At 45.3% G+C, this 15335-nt stretch carries 18 protein-coding genes; 5 read left to right on the top strand and 13 right to left on the bottom strand.

The features are described from left to right. Genes ACZ424_RS03870 through deoC form a run of 6 tightly spaced genes read right to left on the bottom strand, consistent with a single transcriptional unit; the run spans position 1 to position 3919 of the window. Entirely contained in the window at positions 1-726 is a 726-nt protein-coding gene (locus ACZ424_RS03870; RefSeq protein ID WP_464903697.1) for a pseudouridine synthase, read from the bottom strand. After that, positions 713-1126, bottom strand: coding sequence for a hypothetical protein (locus tag ACZ424_RS03875; protein WP_464903698.1), 414 nt, complete (start codon positions 1124-1126; stop codon positions 713-715). Before ACZ424_RS03875 ends, ACZ424_RS03870 begins: the two co-directional genes overlap by 14 nt. Further along, a complete protein-coding gene (locus tag ACZ424_RS03880) occupies positions 1119-1517 on the bottom strand; it encodes a hypothetical protein (protein WP_464903699.1) in 399 nt (132 codons plus the stop codon). The genes ACZ424_RS03875 and ACZ424_RS03880 overlap by 8 nt, the downstream gene beginning before the upstream one ends. 12 nt (positions 1518-1529) lie before the next feature. Then, positions 1530-2450: a GTPase Era gene (gene era / locus ACZ424_RS03885; RefSeq protein ID WP_464903700.1), complete on the bottom strand. Its 921-nt coding sequence runs from the start codon at positions 2448-2450 to the stop codon at positions 1530-1532. A gap of 4 nt (positions 2451-2454) precedes the next feature. Continuing rightward, on the bottom strand, positions 2455-3285 hold the full coding sequence (locus ACZ424_RS03890) for a riboflavin kinase (RefSeq protein WP_464903701.1): 831 nt from the start codon (positions 3283-3285) through the stop codon (positions 2455-2457). Then, positions 3257-3919, bottom strand: a complete 663-nt coding sequence (gene deoC / locus ACZ424_RS03895; RefSeq protein WP_464903702.1) for a deoxyribose-phosphate aldolase — start codon at positions 3917-3919, stop codon at positions 3257-3259. The genes ACZ424_RS03890 and deoC overlap by 29 nt, the downstream gene beginning before the upstream one ends. A 54-nt stretch (positions 3920-3973) precedes the next feature. On the opposite strand from deoC, the gene ACZ424_RS03900 reads away from it, so the two are divergent. The 5 genes from ACZ424_RS03900 to cmk are packed head-to-tail and all read left to right on the top strand — an operon-like array spanning position 3974 to position 8180. Beyond that, positions 3974-4726 carry a pseudouridine synthase gene (locus ACZ424_RS03900; RefSeq protein WP_464903703.1) on the top strand — a complete coding sequence of 251 codons (753 nt, stop codon included), beginning with the start codon at positions 3974-3976 and terminating at the stop codon, positions 4724-4726. A 54-nt stretch (positions 4727-4780) separates the two neighbouring features. Then, complete coding sequence (gene kdsA / locus ACZ424_RS03905; RefSeq protein ID WP_464903704.1) at positions 4781-5578, top strand: 3-deoxy-8-phosphooctulonate synthase; 798 nt, start codon at positions 4781-4783, stop codon at positions 5576-5578. Next, positions 5556-6215, top strand: coding sequence for an endonuclease III domain-containing protein (locus ACZ424_RS03910; protein ID WP_464903705.1), 660 nt, complete (start codon positions 5556-5558; stop codon positions 6213-6215). The genes kdsA and ACZ424_RS03910 overlap by 23 nt, the downstream gene beginning before the upstream one ends. Further along, positions 6215-7531: a nicotinate phosphoribosyltransferase gene (locus ACZ424_RS03915; RefSeq protein WP_464903706.1), complete on the top strand. Its 1317-nt coding sequence runs from the start codon at positions 6215-6217 to the stop codon at positions 7529-7531. Before ACZ424_RS03910 ends, ACZ424_RS03915 begins: the two co-directional genes overlap by 1 nt. Beyond that, a complete protein-coding gene (cmk, locus tag ACZ424_RS03920) occupies positions 7524-8180 on the top strand; it encodes a (d)CMP kinase (RefSeq protein ID WP_464903707.1) in 657 nt (218 codons plus the stop codon). The genes ACZ424_RS03915 and cmk overlap by 8 nt, the downstream gene beginning before the upstream one ends. A 3-nt stretch (positions 8181-8183) precedes the next feature. Here cmk and ACZ424_RS03925 read toward each other — a convergent pair whose 3' ends face one another. The 7 genes from ACZ424_RS03925 to ACZ424_RS03955 form a co-directional block, all read right to left on the bottom strand. Then, positions 8184-8969: a hypothetical protein gene (locus ACZ424_RS03925; RefSeq protein WP_464903708.1), complete on the bottom strand. Its 786-nt coding sequence runs from the start codon at positions 8967-8969 to the stop codon at positions 8184-8186. A gap of 7 nt (positions 8970-8976) precedes the next feature. After that, on the bottom strand, positions 8977-9918 hold the full coding sequence (flgL, locus tag ACZ424_RS03930; RefSeq protein WP_464903709.1) for a flagellar hook-associated protein FlgL: 942 nt from the start codon (positions 9916-9918) through the stop codon (positions 8977-8979). Between the two features lie 2 nt (positions 9919-9920). Then, on the bottom strand, positions 9921-11270 hold the full coding sequence (flgK, locus tag ACZ424_RS03935; RefSeq protein ID WP_464903710.1) for a flagellar hook-associated protein FlgK: 1350 nt from the start codon (positions 11268-11270) through the stop codon (positions 9921-9923). Positions 11271-11488: 218 nt separating this feature from the next. After that, on the bottom strand, positions 11489-12106 hold the full coding sequence (gene hisH, locus ACZ424_RS03940) for an imidazole glycerol phosphate synthase subunit HisH (RefSeq protein WP_464903711.1): 618 nt from the start codon (positions 12104-12106) through the stop codon (positions 11489-11491). Next, entirely contained in the window at positions 12103-13686 is a 1584-nt protein-coding gene (locus ACZ424_RS03945; RefSeq protein WP_464903712.1) for an MlaD family protein, read from the bottom strand. The genes hisH and ACZ424_RS03945 overlap by 4 nt, the downstream gene beginning before the upstream one ends. Further along, on the bottom strand, positions 13679-14455 hold the full coding sequence (locus tag ACZ424_RS03950) for an ABC transporter ATP-binding protein (RefSeq protein WP_464903713.1): 777 nt from the start codon (positions 14453-14455) through the stop codon (positions 13679-13681). Before ACZ424_RS03950 ends, ACZ424_RS03945 begins: the two co-directional genes overlap by 8 nt. Beyond that, positions 14452-15237 (bottom strand): MlaE family ABC transporter permease, encoded by a 786-nt coding sequence (locus ACZ424_RS03955; RefSeq protein ID WP_464903714.1) that lies wholly within the window; start codon positions 15235-15237, stop codon positions 14452-14454. The genes ACZ424_RS03950 and ACZ424_RS03955 overlap by 4 nt, the downstream gene beginning before the upstream one ends. Positions 15238-15335 lie beyond the last annotated feature (98 nt).

Consider the following 15335-nt stretch of genomic DNA (forward strand, 5'->3'; position numbering starts at 1 on the left):
TTAAGATCTTTTCATTAGACCTACGCGCCTTTTAAGGAGCTCCACTTCTTCGTCGGTAAGGTGGCGGTATTCTCCGACGGGGAGTTCCCCGAGCTTTATCCCCCCGAACTCAACCCTCTTCAGGTATTTAACCGGGTAACCTATGGCTGCAAACATCCTTTTTACTTGGTGATATTTCCCCTCTGAAATCTCTATCTCCGCTTCAGACTCCCCTTCCCCTGCCTTAACTATCCTGACTTTTGCCGGCTTGGCCTTAAAGTCCTTAAGCTCTATTCCTTTTCTTAAAGGCTCAACCTCCTCTTCCGTCAGCTTACCATCAACGACAACGTAGTACTTTTTAGGAACCTTCCACTTAGGGTGGGTGAGCCTGTGGGCAAGCTCTCCATCTGTCGTTAAAAGGAGCAGCCCTTCGGCATCCTTATCAAGCCTTCCAACGGGAAAAAGTCTCTCAAAGCGGGGAATGTCGGCAAGGAGCTCCATAACAGTCAGCTCCCTGTCCTTCGTTGAGGTGACGTAGCCTGCCGGTTTGTTTAGGATAACGTAGTAGTTCTCCTCGTAGAAAACCAGCTCACCATCAACCAATACCTCGTCTTTTTTTGGGTCAACGTGAAAAGAAGGGTCTTTAATGACCTCCCCGTTAACCGTAACGTGCCCTTTTCTGATTAACCTCTTAACCTGAGAGCGAGGACCGAAACCGGCATTTGAGAGGAGCTTATCTAACCTCACATTCACCTCTTAGAACGATAAACCTGACTGAAAGCCAGTAGGTAATAAAGAAAACTACGAAATTAATAAAAACTGTCAAAACCTTAAAAACTTTCGGATTCCCGACTGCAGCAGCCAACTTCTTTTCTATCAGTGTTGCAACGGTTATAAACAGAACTACCTGAACTATCCAGCCTAAAACAGTCCTGCTCATTTTAAGTTTAAACTGAAAGAAGATTTCAATGGACTTTTTAAAGCCGAAAAATAGAACAAAAACTGTCAGAAATATCAAAAGCCCAAGGGATATTGCAGGATAAACGTGAAAAAATTTAGTCAGAAAGTAAAGAATTCCCGAATTAATTAAACCTAACATAAAGTAGACAAAAAGATAAAAGGCAGCACCTTGAATAAACCTACCCATTTTCCTTCTCTATAAACTTTTCTACTGCAAACTTATAAGTGATAAACAGCATAAGAATCGCTCCGTTAAGGTAGACGAAAACTGCAAAAGAAGGGTTCGGAACGGCCTTAATTAGGGCAAAGAAGAGAAGAAACGAAGAAATTATAAAAGGAATAAAGTGAAAGAGCCAAGCAACGGCAAGCTTCTTTCTATCCTCTATTCTGTAATACTTCTTCATAAGAACAACAAAAGCCCAGTATAGGGCTAAAACCATTAAGAGGGCTTCTACTGCCGTTCCCAAAACCCAAGGGAGCTCCATTTTCAGAAAGAGCCGAGTAATCAGGCTGTTTATCATGTAGATAAAGATGAAAACGTAGGCGTATATCAGAAACGCCTTATACTTCCTGTTCAAAACCACCTCCTACTAGTAGGAATACCCCAGTCCCCTCAGCTGCTCAGGTCTGCTCCTCCAGTCCTCCTTCACCTTAACCCAAAGCCTCAGGTAGATCTTCTTTCCGAGGAGCTGCTCAAGTTCCTCCCTTGCAAGCTGGCCGATTTTTTTTAGTCTCTGACCACCCTTACCAATGATTATGGGCTTTTGGGACTCTTTCTCTACGATTATGTCGACATCTATTACAAGCATGTTGGGGTTCTTATCGCCGGGCTGAATGTTAACTACCTGAACTGTTGTTGCGTGGGGAACTTCGTCCCTCGTTAAGAGCATTATCTTTTCTCTGATTATCTCGGCTATGAACTGTTCAATGGGCTGGTCGGTTACCATGTGGTCTTCGTAGTACTTTGGACCTTCTGGAAGGTATTTGACAAGGAGCTCCAGCAACCTATCAAGGTTCGTTCCCCTGGTGGCGGAGATGGGAATAATCTCGTCAACGAACGGGAATTCTTTGTGTATCTCGTCAATCAGTGGAAGGAGCTCTTCTTTTGGAACGCCGTCAATCTTGTTTATAACGGCGATAACCTTCGTATCCTTTCTCTTCTCCTCTTCGATCTTCTGGAGAATCTTCCTGTCTGCCTCTGTAAGGCCGGCCCTTGCGTCTATGAGGAACAGAATGATGTCTGCATCGGGAATAACGCTGAAAGCTATCTCGTTCATGTACCTGTTGAGCTCAAACTTTTCCTTGTGGATTCCAGGAGTATCTAAGAAGACTATCTGGCCGTCCTCTAAGTGCTTTACTCCAACGATCCTGTGGCGAGTGGTCTGGGGCTTGTCTGTAACGATTGCTACCTTAGTTCCCAGAAGGCTGTTTAAGAGGGTTGACTTTCCTACGTTAGGTCTTCCAAGAATTGCAACATATCCCGACTTAAACCCCTTACTCTCCTGCTCCAACTCCTTACCTCCAAAACTCTTTTAGATTTTTTAAGTCTAATTTAATCTGATTTACCAACTCTTCAACTGAACTAAACCTCTTCTCAGGCCTAAAGAACTTGAGAAATTCTACCTTAACGGTCTTTCCGTAGAGCTCCGGCAGCTCCTCCCCCGGCACAAAAATCTCAATCAGGGGTTCAGATTCTTTCAGTGTAGGAGCTCTCCCGTAGTTGGCAATCCCTCTGTAAACTCTTCCGTCAACCACTAAGTTAACTGCATAAACTCCAAAAGGAAGAGGGAGCTCCTTAAAAGGTTTAACGTTAACAGTTGGAAACCCGATTTCTCTTCCTTTAGATGAGCCTTTAACAACCTCTCCAAAAGCAAAGTAGTTAAAACTCAAGAGCTTGTTGGCTTCCTCTACTTTTCCTATAGAGAGGAGTTCCCTTACTTTAGTAGCCCCTATCTTCTCTCCGTTAAACCTTTCAACAAGGACAGTCACAACTTCTATTCCAAGCTTCTTTCCCAACTCCCGGGCTGTCTCAACGTCTCCGGAGCGATCTTTCCCGAACCTCCAGTCTTCCCCAACTACCAAAACGCTACACCCCAAGTCTTTAAGTAGGTTAAAGAACTCTTCAGGAGTTAATTCTTTAACCTCTGAAAAAGAAAGGTTCAGAAGCTCAATTTTCAAACCCCTGGCTATCTCCTCCCTTTCCTCATCTGTAAAGAGGGTCTCCCCTTTACCCCTGATAGAGATGACCTTAACGGAAGGGCAGAGGCCTTTGGCTACCTCTATCAGTTTCCTGTGCCCCCTGTGGAAGGCCTCAAACTTACCAACCGTGCAGCAGCTCTTTTGCAATTTCAACTGCCGAGCTCGTTCCAATTCTGTCTGCTCCAGCCTCTACAAACTGTTTTGCAAGGTCAAGGTTCTTAATTCCGCCTGCCGCTTTTACCCCAATCTTTCCGCCGGAACACCGCTTTAGTAACTCAACGTCCCCTACGGTAGCCCCGTAAGCCCCGTAACCTGTTGAGGTCTTAACGTAGTCCCAGCCGGTCTCAATTGCTAACCTGCAGAGCGTCCTCTTCTCCTCTTCAGTTAAGTAGCAGCACTCCATTATCAGCTTCAAAACAACATCCGAGAGGTTGTTTCTGATTTCAAGGAGCTCCTCTTCAACCCCCTTCCAGTTCCCCTCCTTCACGGCGCTTATGTCGGCGACTACGTCAAGCTCCCCAGCTCCTTCCTCGGCTGCAAACAGGCCTTCAGCAACCTTTAGCTGAGAAGGGACGGTAGAGAGTGGAAAGGCAACTACCGAGCAGACCCTCTCTTTAGGAAGGACAACCCTTGCAACCCTAACGTGCTTTGGAAAGACGCAGAGGGTTGCAAATCCAAACTCTTTAGTCATCTCAGCTGCCCTAAATACGTCTTCTTCTGTTGTTGTGGCCTTTAAAACGGAATAGTCTATTTTTGATAGCAGCTTCTTTTCAGTTTCCATAACCACCTCAAAAGGGGTTCTTGTTTTAATTTTAAACAAACCGGGAGGTAAAAGATGCGTTTAAATAAGTTTTTAGCCTACGCAGGCTTTGGAGCAAGGAGAAAGGTTGAGGAGATAATAAAGCAGGGAAGGGTTGAAGTAAATGGAGAGGTAGTAACGAACCCTGCCGTTGAGGTTGACCCAAAGAAGGATGTAGTTAAGGTTGACGGAGAAAGGGTAAGGTTACCAAAAAAGTTTGTATACATTGCCTTTAACAAACCACAGGGGGTTTTAACTGCAATGGAGAGAGCTCCCGGCGACAGGCGGCCGATAGTTGCAGACTACTTCAGGAAATACCCGGTTCGCCTCTTTCCCGTCGGTAGACTTGACTACAACACGGAAGGCCTACTCATAATGACGAACGACGGAGAGCTTGCCGACAGGCTTGCCCACCCCAGATACCACGTTCCGAAAACCTACATAGCAAAGGTTAAGGGAAGGGTTAGCCCTGCTGAGGTTGAGAGGATGAAGAAGGGAGCTCTCCTGGTTGACGATAAGGGTAAAAAGTTTTTCATAAAGCCTTTAGACGTCAAACTTCTCCATCCAAGTAAAACCGGAAGGAACACTTACGTTCAGATAACCATAGACCAGGGAAAGAACAGAGTAGTTAGGCGGTTCTTTGACAGGTTTGACCACGGAGTTTTAAAGCTCAAGAGAGTAGCAGTTGGCCCCATAAAACTTGGGGATTTACCAAAGGGAACTTACAGGGAGTTAACTCCTGAGGAGGTTAAACGACTTAAGAAGGCTACAGGTTTAGAAATTAGCTAGATATCTTTATCTTTTAAATCTTTTTATTTTCTTCTTGGGAGGAAAAATTTAGCCATGGTAGTAATAGCTGGGCCGTGTGTTATTGAGGATAGGGAAACGGTATTTCAGGTTGCACAGGTTGTAAGGGAGCTCCAAGACCGCTTCCCGGATCACAGGTTCATCTTCAAGGCCTCATTTGACAAGGCAAACAGGAGCTCCATCCACTCCTACAGAGGGCCGGGACTTGAGGAAGGCCTGAAAATCCTCTCAGAGGTAAAGGAAAAGTTCAACCTTCCCGTAACGACAGATATCCACGAGAGCCACCAAGCCAAACCTGTAGGGAAAATCGTTGATATTGTTCAAATACCGGCATTCCTGTGCAGGCAGACAGACCTATTAGTAGCTGCGGCAAAAACGGGAAAGACGGTAAACGTCAAGAAAGGACAGTTCATGGCTCCATGGGACATGGAGAACGTAGTTGAAAAGCTGAGAGAGAGCGGGGCTAAGGAGGTTTGGCTTACAGAGAGGGGAACAACCTTTGGATACAACAACCTCATAGTTGACTTTAGGTCTCTTCCCATAATGAAGCGGTTTTCAGATAAGGTTATCTTTGACGCAACCCACTCTGTCCAAAAACCCGGGGGACTTGGAAAGGCAAGCGGAGGAGACAGGGAGTTTGTTCCATACCTCTCAAGGGCTGCAGTTGCCGTTGGAGTTGACGGACTCTTCTTTGAAACCCACCCGAACCCTGAGAGAGCTCTCTCCGACGGCCCCAACATGGTTCCGCTGAAAGAGTTTCCACGTCTAATAGAGGAACTCCTTAAACTAAACTCCTGCCTGGAGGAAGCCGTTGAAGGAAGAAGAGAGGATTAAGAAAATCATTGAAATACTGAGAAAAGAGAAGGAAAAGTGGAACGTTCCGATAGTTACGCTGATGTCCCAAACAGGGAGTGACCCGTTTAAGATATTAGTTGCAACAGTCCTTTCTTTGAGAACAAAGGACGAAGTAACTGCAAAAGCGGCAGAGAGGCTTTTTCAGGTCGCAGACACTCCTGAAAAACTCTTAAAACTTGAGGAAGACGAGATAGCCTCCCTCATCTACCCTGTAGGTTTTTACAGGAGAAAGGCAAAGAACCTCAAAGAGATTGCAAAAATCCTCCTTGAAAATTACGGTGGAAAAGTTCCTGATGATTTAGAAGAGCTCCTCAAACTTCCGGGAGTTGGAAGGAAAACGGCAAACCTCGTTGTAACCCTCGGATACAGAAAGCCGGGAATCTGCGTTGATACCCACGTCCACAGGATAATGAACAGGTTAGGCTACGTAAAGACAAAAACCCCTGAAGAGACCGAGTTCGCCCTCAGAGAAAAACTCCCAAAAGAGTTCTGGATAGAGATAAACGACCTCCTGGTCTCTTTAGGTCAGCACATTTGTCATCCAACTTCCCCAAAGTGTTCACAGTGCCCCATTGAGCCCTACTGTCCCAAAATCGGAGTTAAGAGGAGCAGGTAATGAGAACTTCCCCTCTCTTCACAGACCTCTACGAGCTTACGATGATGAACGCCTACTTGAAGGCCGGAAAGAGAGAAACGGCCTCATTTGAGCTCTTTGTGAGGAAGCTCCCTAAGAACAGGAACTACCTGGTCTTCTCAGGGCTAAAAGAGGTTGTGGAGCTTCTCCAAGACTTTAAGTTCTCAAGTGAAGACATTGACTACCTTCACTCTCTGAACCTCTTCCCAGACGACTTCTTAGACTTTCTAAAAGAGTTCCGATTTACCGGGAACCTCTACGCAATGAGGGAGGGAGAGGTATTCTTCCACAACGAGCCCGTTTTAAGGGTTGAAGCACCGATATACGAAGCACAGCTCTTTGAGACGGCAATAATGAACCAGGTTCACATTTCTTCCCTAATAGCCTCAAAGGCCGCGAGAGTCTTTTCAGTCTCAAGAGGAAAAAAACTTGCAGACTTTTCACTGAGGAGAACCCACGGGTTTGACGCCGGTTTAAAGGTTGCAAGGAATACCTACTTAGCAGGTTTTGACTCAACCTCTAACGTTTTGGCAGGGAAGCTCTACGGAATTCCGGTGGTCGGAACCGTTGCCCACTCGTTCATTATGGCCTTTGAAAGCGAAGAAGAGGCTTTCAGAGCCTATCTTAAGGCGTTTCCAAACCACGGAGTTTTGTTGGTTGATACATACGACACGGTAGAGGGAGTCAAAAAAGCAGTAAGAGTTGCAAAGGAAACGGAAGTTCCACTAAAAGCAGTGAGGCTTGACAGCGGAAACGTCTTAGAGCTCTCAAAAATAGCGAGAAAAATCTTAGATGAAGCTGGATTTACAGATACGAAGATAATCGTAAGCGGAGGACTTGACGAGTATAGGATAGACGAGATTCTAAAGGCCGGAGCTCCCGTTGACGCCTTCGGAGTCGGAACAAAGGTCGGAACGTCTGCAGACTCACCTTACATAGACTTTGTCTATAAGTTAGTTGAGATCAACGGAAAGCCCGTTATGAAGACGAGCACAGGGAAGAGGATGTATCCGGGAAGGAAACAGGTATTCAGAAACGAAGGATACGACACTGTAGGAGTTTTCGGAGAGGAGCTCTCCGGAGAGCCGCTCCTTGAGAAGGTAATGGAAAACGGGGAGCTCCTTAAGGAGCTCCCTTCACTAAAGGAGTCAAGGGAATACTTCCTAAGTAGGTTCTCAAAGCTCCCAAACGAAATTAAAAACATCTACGAGAGCGTAGAATACCCGGTCAGAATCAGCAGTAATTTAGAAAATCTCTACAGAAAAGTCCTTGAGAGGATAGAGGGAGAAAATGATTAATCCAAAAGTAATAACGATTGACGGCCCTGCAGGGGCGGGAAAGAGCACAGTTGCAAAGGAGATAGCAAGGAGATTTGGTTACTTACACTTAGACTCTGGAGCTCTCTACAGGGCAATCGGCTACGGCTGTAAGGTAAAGGGAGTTGACCTGAAAAACAGGAAAACCGTTGTAGAGGTTGCCAGGTCTTTAGAGGTGGAGCTCCTACCAGACGGAAGAGTTCTACTCAACGGTGAGGACGTTACGGAGAGGATAAGAACTCCTGAAGGGGGAGTTTTGGCCTCTCAAGTTGCCCAGTATCCCGAGGTGAGGGAAATTGTTGTAGAGAAGCTTAGACAACTGGCAGAAGGGAAAAAGGTTGTAACAGACGGAAGGGATGCAGGAACTTACATATTCCCGAAGGCAGAGCTTAAAATCTACCTGACTGCAACCCCGGAGGAGAGGGCAAGGAGGAGGTGGGAGGAGCTCCGAAAGAAAGGTTATAACGTCTCATACGAAGAGATACTAAAAGAAGTAATAGAGAGGGACAGAAAGGACGAGAGTAGACCCTTTGCCCCCCTCACAGTCCCTAAAGGAGCCGTAATAATTGACACAACCGATAAAAGCCTTGAGGAAGTCCTCTTTCAGGTTGAGAAACTAATAGACCCTTAAAGTTTACTTCTCTACCTTCTCTAAAAACTCGTTAACTGTAATGATTTCAAAGTCCAACTTGGGAGCTCCGCACTCCCTCACCAACCTCAGAGCCGTCTCATTGCACCAGTTAAGGTCTATATCGGGAGCAAAACTGGCAAGGTAAACCTTCGTCTCAAAATGTTTCCTTAGCTCATAGGCCAACTGGTTCAGGTAGAGTATTTTCTCCTTAACCTTTCTCGCCTTCTCCCCTCCCTGAAAGGCCAGCTTCATAAAGAACTCAACGTTTCCCTTACACTCGTAAGCCTCAACGTAGTGCCTCCCCCAAAAGGCAACGTCAACGTTTTTGTTGGAGAGCTCCCTCTCCCCGCAGAATATCCTCAACCTCTCTCTGTTTACCATCGCTTGACAGTGCATAGAGAGGAGCTCCACCTTATCCCTACCTATCGGCCCCAAGTTGTAAACGAGCTCCTCAAAGAGTCTCCCCTTCCTCAGAGAGACAACGTCGTCCTGAGGAATCGGCTTTCCGGATGAGTTCTCCGCGTGTTTAAGGAAAAAGTTCTCTATCAGGTTCCAAAGGATATTTTTTTCAGCAAGGGATAGAGGAATAAAGCTTAAAAACTCCTCTTTCCGCTCCTTTTTAAATTGGTAGAACTGGCTGACGTGGTCAACGTGCTGGAAGAACTTAGCTATATGCGTAATAACCGGCAGCCTATCCTTTCTCCTCAGACAGATGAGAAAGTGGACAAGCTCCTTAACAGGCTCTCCCAAAAATCTTTCAACGTCTACATAACAGCTAAATAAGGCCATATTTAAATTACTTTACGAAGAAGTTCAAAAGGGAAAGGCTCTGAGTTTGACTTATTGCCGCCAGAAGGGCTTGATACGCCGTCTTAGCCTTCTCGTATTCTGCTATAGCCCCAGCGTAATCGGCATCCTCTATTTTTGACTTTAACTCTTTAAAGTGAACGGCTATGGCGTCGTTCTGGCTCTTTATATCCTCAACAACCCTCTCCTGAGTTCCCAAAATTGATCTGTAAGCCTCTATCTGAGAAAGCCCTTTGTCAAAAGCGTCTAACAGTTTTAGGTTCTGAACCCCATCTCCTAAGTCAACCTGAACAGTATCTGTGTGAAGCCTGTTTAAGTCTCCAGAGTCCAAAATGTCGGCAATTCTGTTAAGGACTTCTACAACGGTAATCCTGTTTGAAACTTTGTTAACTCCGAAATAGTCAGCCCCGTTAAAGGTTGTGTTTATCTCTACGCCGTTTGCAACTGGAACGGTTGTCTCAACGGCCTCTCCGTTGTAAGTTCCGTTGCTGCTGAAGGGAGAGCTCTGGCTCTTAACCCCTCCAAAAATGTAGGAATCTCCCACCTTTGTATTTCCCATATTTACAACGTAGGAAGCCACACTCTTGAAGTAGTCGGCAAGGACTTTGGCATCTTCACCGTTGAGAACTCCGGTGTTTAAAACCTGAATTATCTTTACCCTCGCCTCTTGAAGAATGTTTATGGCAGAGGTCATAGAGGTTTCTGCCGTTTTAAGAACGTTATCTGTAAGGTCTATGTTCCTGTTGAATCTCTTAACCCCTTCAATAAACCGCTGAAACCTTAAACTCCTTGCAAAATCAACGGGATTGTCTGACGGTTTCAGTATCGCCTTACCGGAAGAGAGCTCCTCTGTGCTCCTCTTTAGCTGGGAGCTCCTGAGCCTATCGTATTTAAGAAGTATGTCAAAAATCATTCCGTCTGTTACCCTCATAGCTACCTCACCATACCAAGAACTGTTTGGAGAAGCTCGTCTGTAACGGTAACAACCCTTGCAGCTGCCTGATAAGCCCTCTGATACTTGGTAAGATTTACAAGCTCCTCATCAATGTTTACGCCGGAGAGCTCCTTAACCTTCTCCTCAATAGACTCAAGCCTAAACTTGGAAGCCTTTAAACGGTCGTCAACAGACTCAACCTCACTTCCGATAGAAGAGGTTATTTCAGTTCCGTAATACTCTGAAAAGCTCAAATCTGAAAGCTCAGAGAACACCTCCTGCCCCAGTTTTATGAGCTCTTTAACGTTTGTATTGTCTGAGTTTAGATAATTGGGATCGGAAGCAGCAGCAACCTTTTTCGGATCTTGAAAAGCCAGGGCAACGTTGGAAGCATCTATCGGCTGACCGTTATCGGAAGTAAAAAGGCTAACCCCTGTCTCCCCGTAGAGGTTGTAGCCAGCCTCGTGCTGCTGATTTACTTTCTCTGCAAATGTTGAAACCAGAAGGTTCAGTTTCTGTTTATACTTTTCTATTGCGTTAATTCCGGAAACTATGCCTGCAACCTTCCCCTTTTTAAACTCTCCCGTAATATCAATGCCATCTGCTAAAACCTTAACTCCGTTTGAGTCCTGTTCAACAGACAGGTTAAAGTTCCTCTCCTCTAAAACCAGAGGAAAACCTTTGGCCGTAAATACCCTTACTCTTTCATCTGGTAGGTAAACAACCTTTACGTCAACCAAAGAGCTCAACTCTTTTAAAGTTCTATCCCTCTCGTCTAAATATTGGTTAAAACGCTCAGGAGAGTCTTTGAAGATAAGCATGTTCTTGTTAATTTCAGCCAACTTTTTGGTTAACCTGTTAACCTCGGAGATAACATCTTTTAAGTGGGAAATAGAGGTTGTTTCAACCTCCTCAAGAGAAGAATAGGTATCCCTCACCCTGCCTACAAACATCTGGGCAACAGAGAGAAAATTGGCTCTTGCCGCAATATCATCAGGCTTTACGGCTATGTCGTGTAGTGAGTTGAAGAACTGGTTAATTACCTCAGAAAGGCCGCTGCCCATCGGGTCGTTAAAGAGGCTCTCAACTTGGGAAAGAATACTCTTGTATGCCGAAAGCTGAGAGTTGTCTCCGTTCTCAGAGAGGAGCCTCTTAAAGTAAGCCCTGCCAAAAACCCGTTTAACAGTTTCTACCTGAACGCCCAAACCGGGAAGGTCAGCAAATACCGGTGTCTCCCTTGAGTAACCTTCCGTATAAACGTTGTTCATGTTCCTATTAGTTGTCGTTATTCCTATCTTCTGGGAAAGGAGAGCTTGGCTTGCTGCAGTGAGAGCTCCAAAAAGAGACATTCCGCCTCCACCAGGTGGTCTAAGTTCTATTATCGTAAATAGATGAGAAAGTTTAAGGCCTTTCCGAAAAACCCTTAAATCTAAAAGGCTCTTAGAGCCTTAAATAATATACCCCTTTCTTGGGAGCTCCCCCACAACGTAAACCGAATCCTCACCCTCTAAGCTGTCAAAGTCTGTCCCCCTTCATAAGGGAGAAAAGCAAAATTTATCCTAAATGGCTAACTTCTCTTAACCATATTAACGAAATTTGAGAGAAGTTTCTGACCTGCCTTCTGACTCTTCTCAGGGTGGAACTGGGTTGCGAAGATGTTTTCTTTCTCAACTGATGAGGTAAAGTAGATTCCATAGTCGGTTTCTGTTAAAACGACACCCTCGTCTTTCGGTTTTACGTAGTAGGAGTGGACAAAGTAGAAAAACTCTCCCTCTTTTATTTCTTTAAGGAGCTCCGACTCCTTCTTCTTGTAAACCTGATTCCAACCCATGTGGGGAATTTTGTATTCCCTCGGAAGGTCAAACCTGACGACCTCTCCCTTTATAAACCCGAAACCTTCTGCCTCCCCAAACTCGTAACTCTTTTCAAATAGGAGCTGAAGCCCCAAACATATTCCCAAAAAAGGTTTTCCTTTCTCTACTTCGTTAACTATCGCGTCCCAAAGGCCAAACTCCTTTAAGTTCCTAACTGCATCTCTAAAAGCTCCAACTCCCGGAAGGACAATTCCTTGGGCGTCCCTCAGGTCTTTTGGATCTCTCGTCACTTTAACCTGTACCCCAACGTGCTCTATTGCCTTGCTGACGCTTCTTAAGTTTCCCATTCCGTAGTCAACAACTGCAATCACTTTATACCCCCGGGCATTGAACCTAAGAGGTATTTAATGTCCTCATCTCCAAAGAGGACTCCAAACCCTAAGTAGGCTCCACGCCACTTGTGGTAGAGAAGCTCATCTCCACCGCCGTAAACAAACCAGTTCTTCTTAAAGAAGTATCTGGCGCCAACCCTTAGGTGCGGAGGAATGTCGTCTCCGTCTGAGTCTTTCCTTCCTGTATCCCAAATGTCTGAAGTGAAGACGAGCTTCGGACTGTAGACGTAGTCCAACCCAAAACCTCCCGTGCTCTCCTTTAAACCACCTCTAAGAACAAACTTTGAACCGGGATGGAGCCAATTATCCTCAAAGACCCTTGCATACTGAAGAGTGAACTCAGTTCTGTAGTTTGTCTCTATCTCCTCCTCCCAGTGGGAAGACGAGCCGTTGTTTACATAGTATTTTTTCCTATCAACCTTACCCTGAGAGTCTCCGACAACTTCTAACAAGTAGTAGTGGTCTTTTGAAGGAACAATTTGGAAGGTAAAGACTCCTCTACCTTCTCCCGTCCTCGTGTTAACGTCTCCCCTAAACCCTATGTAAGTCTCCGTTTTCTCAACTTTCTCTGCGAGTTTTCCGAGGGTCTCTGTTGTTTTAGAGAGGTTCTGGTAGAGCTTCTCGTCGTTGAAGAGCTTTCCTATAGTTCCTTTACCTTCATTAACCTTGGCAAGGAGCTCCCTGAGCTCTTGGGTAGTCTCCTTTATGTTTGCTATCGTCTCTTTTATGTTTTTAGTGTCGTTTTCGTTTAAAAGACTCTGAAGCCGCTCAGTCAACTGATTAAGGTTTTGGGCTATTTGTGGAGCTCTCTCGCTGGCCTCTTTCAGGTTAACAACTATCTGCCTTACGTCCTGTCTGTTCTCAAGGGTTAACTCAGAAAGCTGAACCGTAAGGGTATTTACGTTATCAAGTATTTGAGGAAGGTCTTCCCTCAACATTTCAGAAAGGGCAAGAGCGTTCTCAAGAACCTGTTTAACGGTCTTTCTGTTCTCTGCAACTACAGAGTCAAGGTCGTTGACAGCCCTGCTAACGCTGTCTGTCAACTGAGTTACTTTATCCATAATCACTGCAAGTCTGTTCCTACCATCCGGCGTTATAAGTGCCTGATTGAACTTTGTAAGAAGATAGTTAAGTGAGGACATCACCTCATCCATAGAGGCTGGGACTTGAGTGTTCTCTATCGTTGAACCGGGAGGGAGAACAGTAGCAGGAGGATGACCCGGGTTTATCTCAACGTACTTCTCCCCCATAAGTCCCATTGTCTCTATCTTTGCAACGGCGTTACTGTAGAGCTTTACAGGTTTTGTAAAAATAAGCTCAACCTTTGCCTTACCGTCTACAACTCCTACACTCAGAACCTTTCCCACAGTTACGCCAGCTACTCTAACCGGAGCGTCCTTCTCAAGGCCGGAAGCGTTGCTAAAGTAAACCGTATACTCCTGAGAAACTTTTCCCCTCTGGAACTTTAAAGGCTCCAGCGTAGTTGCTATAATCCCAAGACCTACAAGACCTGTTACAACAAAGGCTCCGACTTTCGCTTCAAGGGAGAGCTTACCCATCTTCCTGCTCCAGAACTTCTGTTATTGGTCCTTCCGGTTCTCCGTTGATGAACTGTTTAACTACAGGGTTAGTGCTTTTTCTAATCTCGTCGGGAGTTCCTATTTCAACTATTTTTCCGTTAAACAAAATAGCAATTCTGTCTGCTATTCTGAAGGCACTGTTAACGTCGTGGCTTACAACAACGCAGGTTTTGTTAAATTCATTCCTGAGTCTAATTATAAGCCTATCCAAGATTGCGGTCATAACCGGGTCTAAACCGCTTGTAGGCTCGTCAAAGAGGATACACTTAGGGTTCATGCAGAGAGCTCTCGCCACGGCAACCCTTTTCCTCATTCCGCCGGAGAGCTCCGAAGGGTATAAATCTTCAGTCCCAGAAAGTCCAAGAAGAGAGAGGTAGTATTTCGCCTTCTCTCGCGCCTCTTTCTCCTTTACTCCCTTCTTCTCTATCAGGTAGAAGGCCACGTTATACCAGACCGGGTAGGAGTCAAAGAGAGCTCCGCTCTGAAAAACGTAAGTGAGAGTTTCTCTGAACTTTTCAATCTCTTCATACTTTAAGTTCAAAACATCCATTCCGTAAACGAAGATCTTTCCCTCATCGGGTTCAATGAGCCTTGCAATCTGTTTTAAGAGAACGCTCTTTCCCGTTCCGGAAGGCCCCATAATGACGAAAATCTCACCGTCATAAACCGTAAAAGAGACCCCATTGTGAACGACCTTACTCCCAAAACTCTTCTTCAAGTTCTCAACAACAATAGCTTTCTCTCTCATAGGTTAAAGAGCCTCAAGATGTATGTAATCAGGTAGTCAAAAATCAGAATCGCCATAGAGGAAGAAACAACGGCTTTCGTAGTAGACTCTCCTACTCCTTTTGCTCCCCCTCTGGTATAGTAACCGTAGAGACAGCTGATTGTAGAGAGGAGAAACCCGAAAACCGCGGCTTTTATAAGGCCGTGGTAAACGTCGTCCATCTCTGCAAGGTTCTGTGTGTAGCGGATAAAGAGGACTTTGTTAACTCCAAAGAGATAAACGCTTACTAAATACCCCCCTACGTATCCGATGATGTCGGCAATTATTGTAAGTAGAACAAGAGAAACTATTGACGTATAAATTCTCGGAGTTATCAAGAACTTAACAGGGTTTACGGCCATCATCTCAAGGGCGTCTATCTGCTCTGTAACACGCATCGTTCCTATCTCTGCAGCCATAGCAGAGCCGGAGCGGGCAGTTACCAGGAGGGCAGACAGGACAGGTGCCAACTCCCGCGCCATTGAAATGGCAACAACGGCACCTATCATATACTCGGCGTTAAACCTGTGGAAAGCGTTGTAGGTTTCAAGGGCTATAACTCCACCGGTAAAGAGGGAAGTAATTCCCACAACGGGTGTTGAGGCTGCTCCAATGTCGGCAAAGTAGTAGAGGTATCTTCCAAACCTTAAAGGTTTTTTAAAAGCAAAGGAGAGTGCTTTGATAGAGAGTAAGAACCACCTTCCCCAGAACTCTAAAAAGGAGAGGACTGCACTTCCTATCGCTTCAAACAGTTTTACAAGCAATTTACCCCGCCTCGGGTTTTTAGAGTTATTTTAAAGACCTTTGGATTATACAAAACTCAAGTATTAAAATTTTTTGGCTTATTCTCAAATAAAGGAGA

This window comes from Thermovibrio ruber (genome assembly GCF_055380895.1).

Coding starts and splice junctions, on each gene's coding strand:
- deoC (WP_464903702.1), bottom strand. CDS start 3,919: ATGGAAACTGAAAAGAAGCTGCTATCAAAAATAGACTATTCCGTTTTA.
- ACZ424_RS03925 (WP_464903708.1), bottom strand. CDS start 8,969: ATGGCCTTATTTAGCTGTTATGTAGACGTTGAAAGATTTTTGGGAGAG.
- flgL (WP_464903709.1), bottom strand. CDS start 9,918: ATGAGGGTAACAGACGGAATGATTTTTGACATACTTCTTAAATACGAT.
- cmk (WP_464903707.1), top strand. CDS start 7,524: ATGATTAATCCAAAAGTAATAACGATTGACGGCCCTGCAGGGGCGGGA.
- ACZ424_RS03915 (WP_464903706.1), top strand. CDS start 6,215: ATGAGAACTTCCCCTCTCTTCACAGACCTCTACGAGCTTACGATGATG.
- flgK (WP_464903710.1), bottom strand. CDS start 11,270: ATGTCTCTTTTTGGAGCTCTCACTGCAGCAAGCCAAGCTCTCCTTTCC.
- kdsA (WP_464903704.1), top strand. CDS start 4,781: ATGGTAGTAATAGCTGGGCCGTGTGTTATTGAGGATAGGGAAACGGTA.
- ACZ424_RS03900 (WP_464903703.1), top strand. CDS start 3,974: ATGCGTTTAAATAAGTTTTTAGCCTACGCAGGCTTTGGAGCAAGGAGA.
- ACZ424_RS03875 (WP_464903698.1), bottom strand. CDS start 1,126: ATGGGTAGGTTTATTCAAGGTGCTGCCTTTTATCTTTTTGTCTACTTT.
- ACZ424_RS03950 (WP_464903713.1), bottom strand. CDS start 14,455: ATGAGAGAGAAAGCTATTGTTGTTGAGAACTTGAAGAAGAGTTTTGGG.
- ACZ424_RS03945 (WP_464903712.1), bottom strand. CDS start 13,686: ATGGGTAAGCTCTCCCTTGAAGCGAAAGTCGGAGCCTTTGTTGTAACA.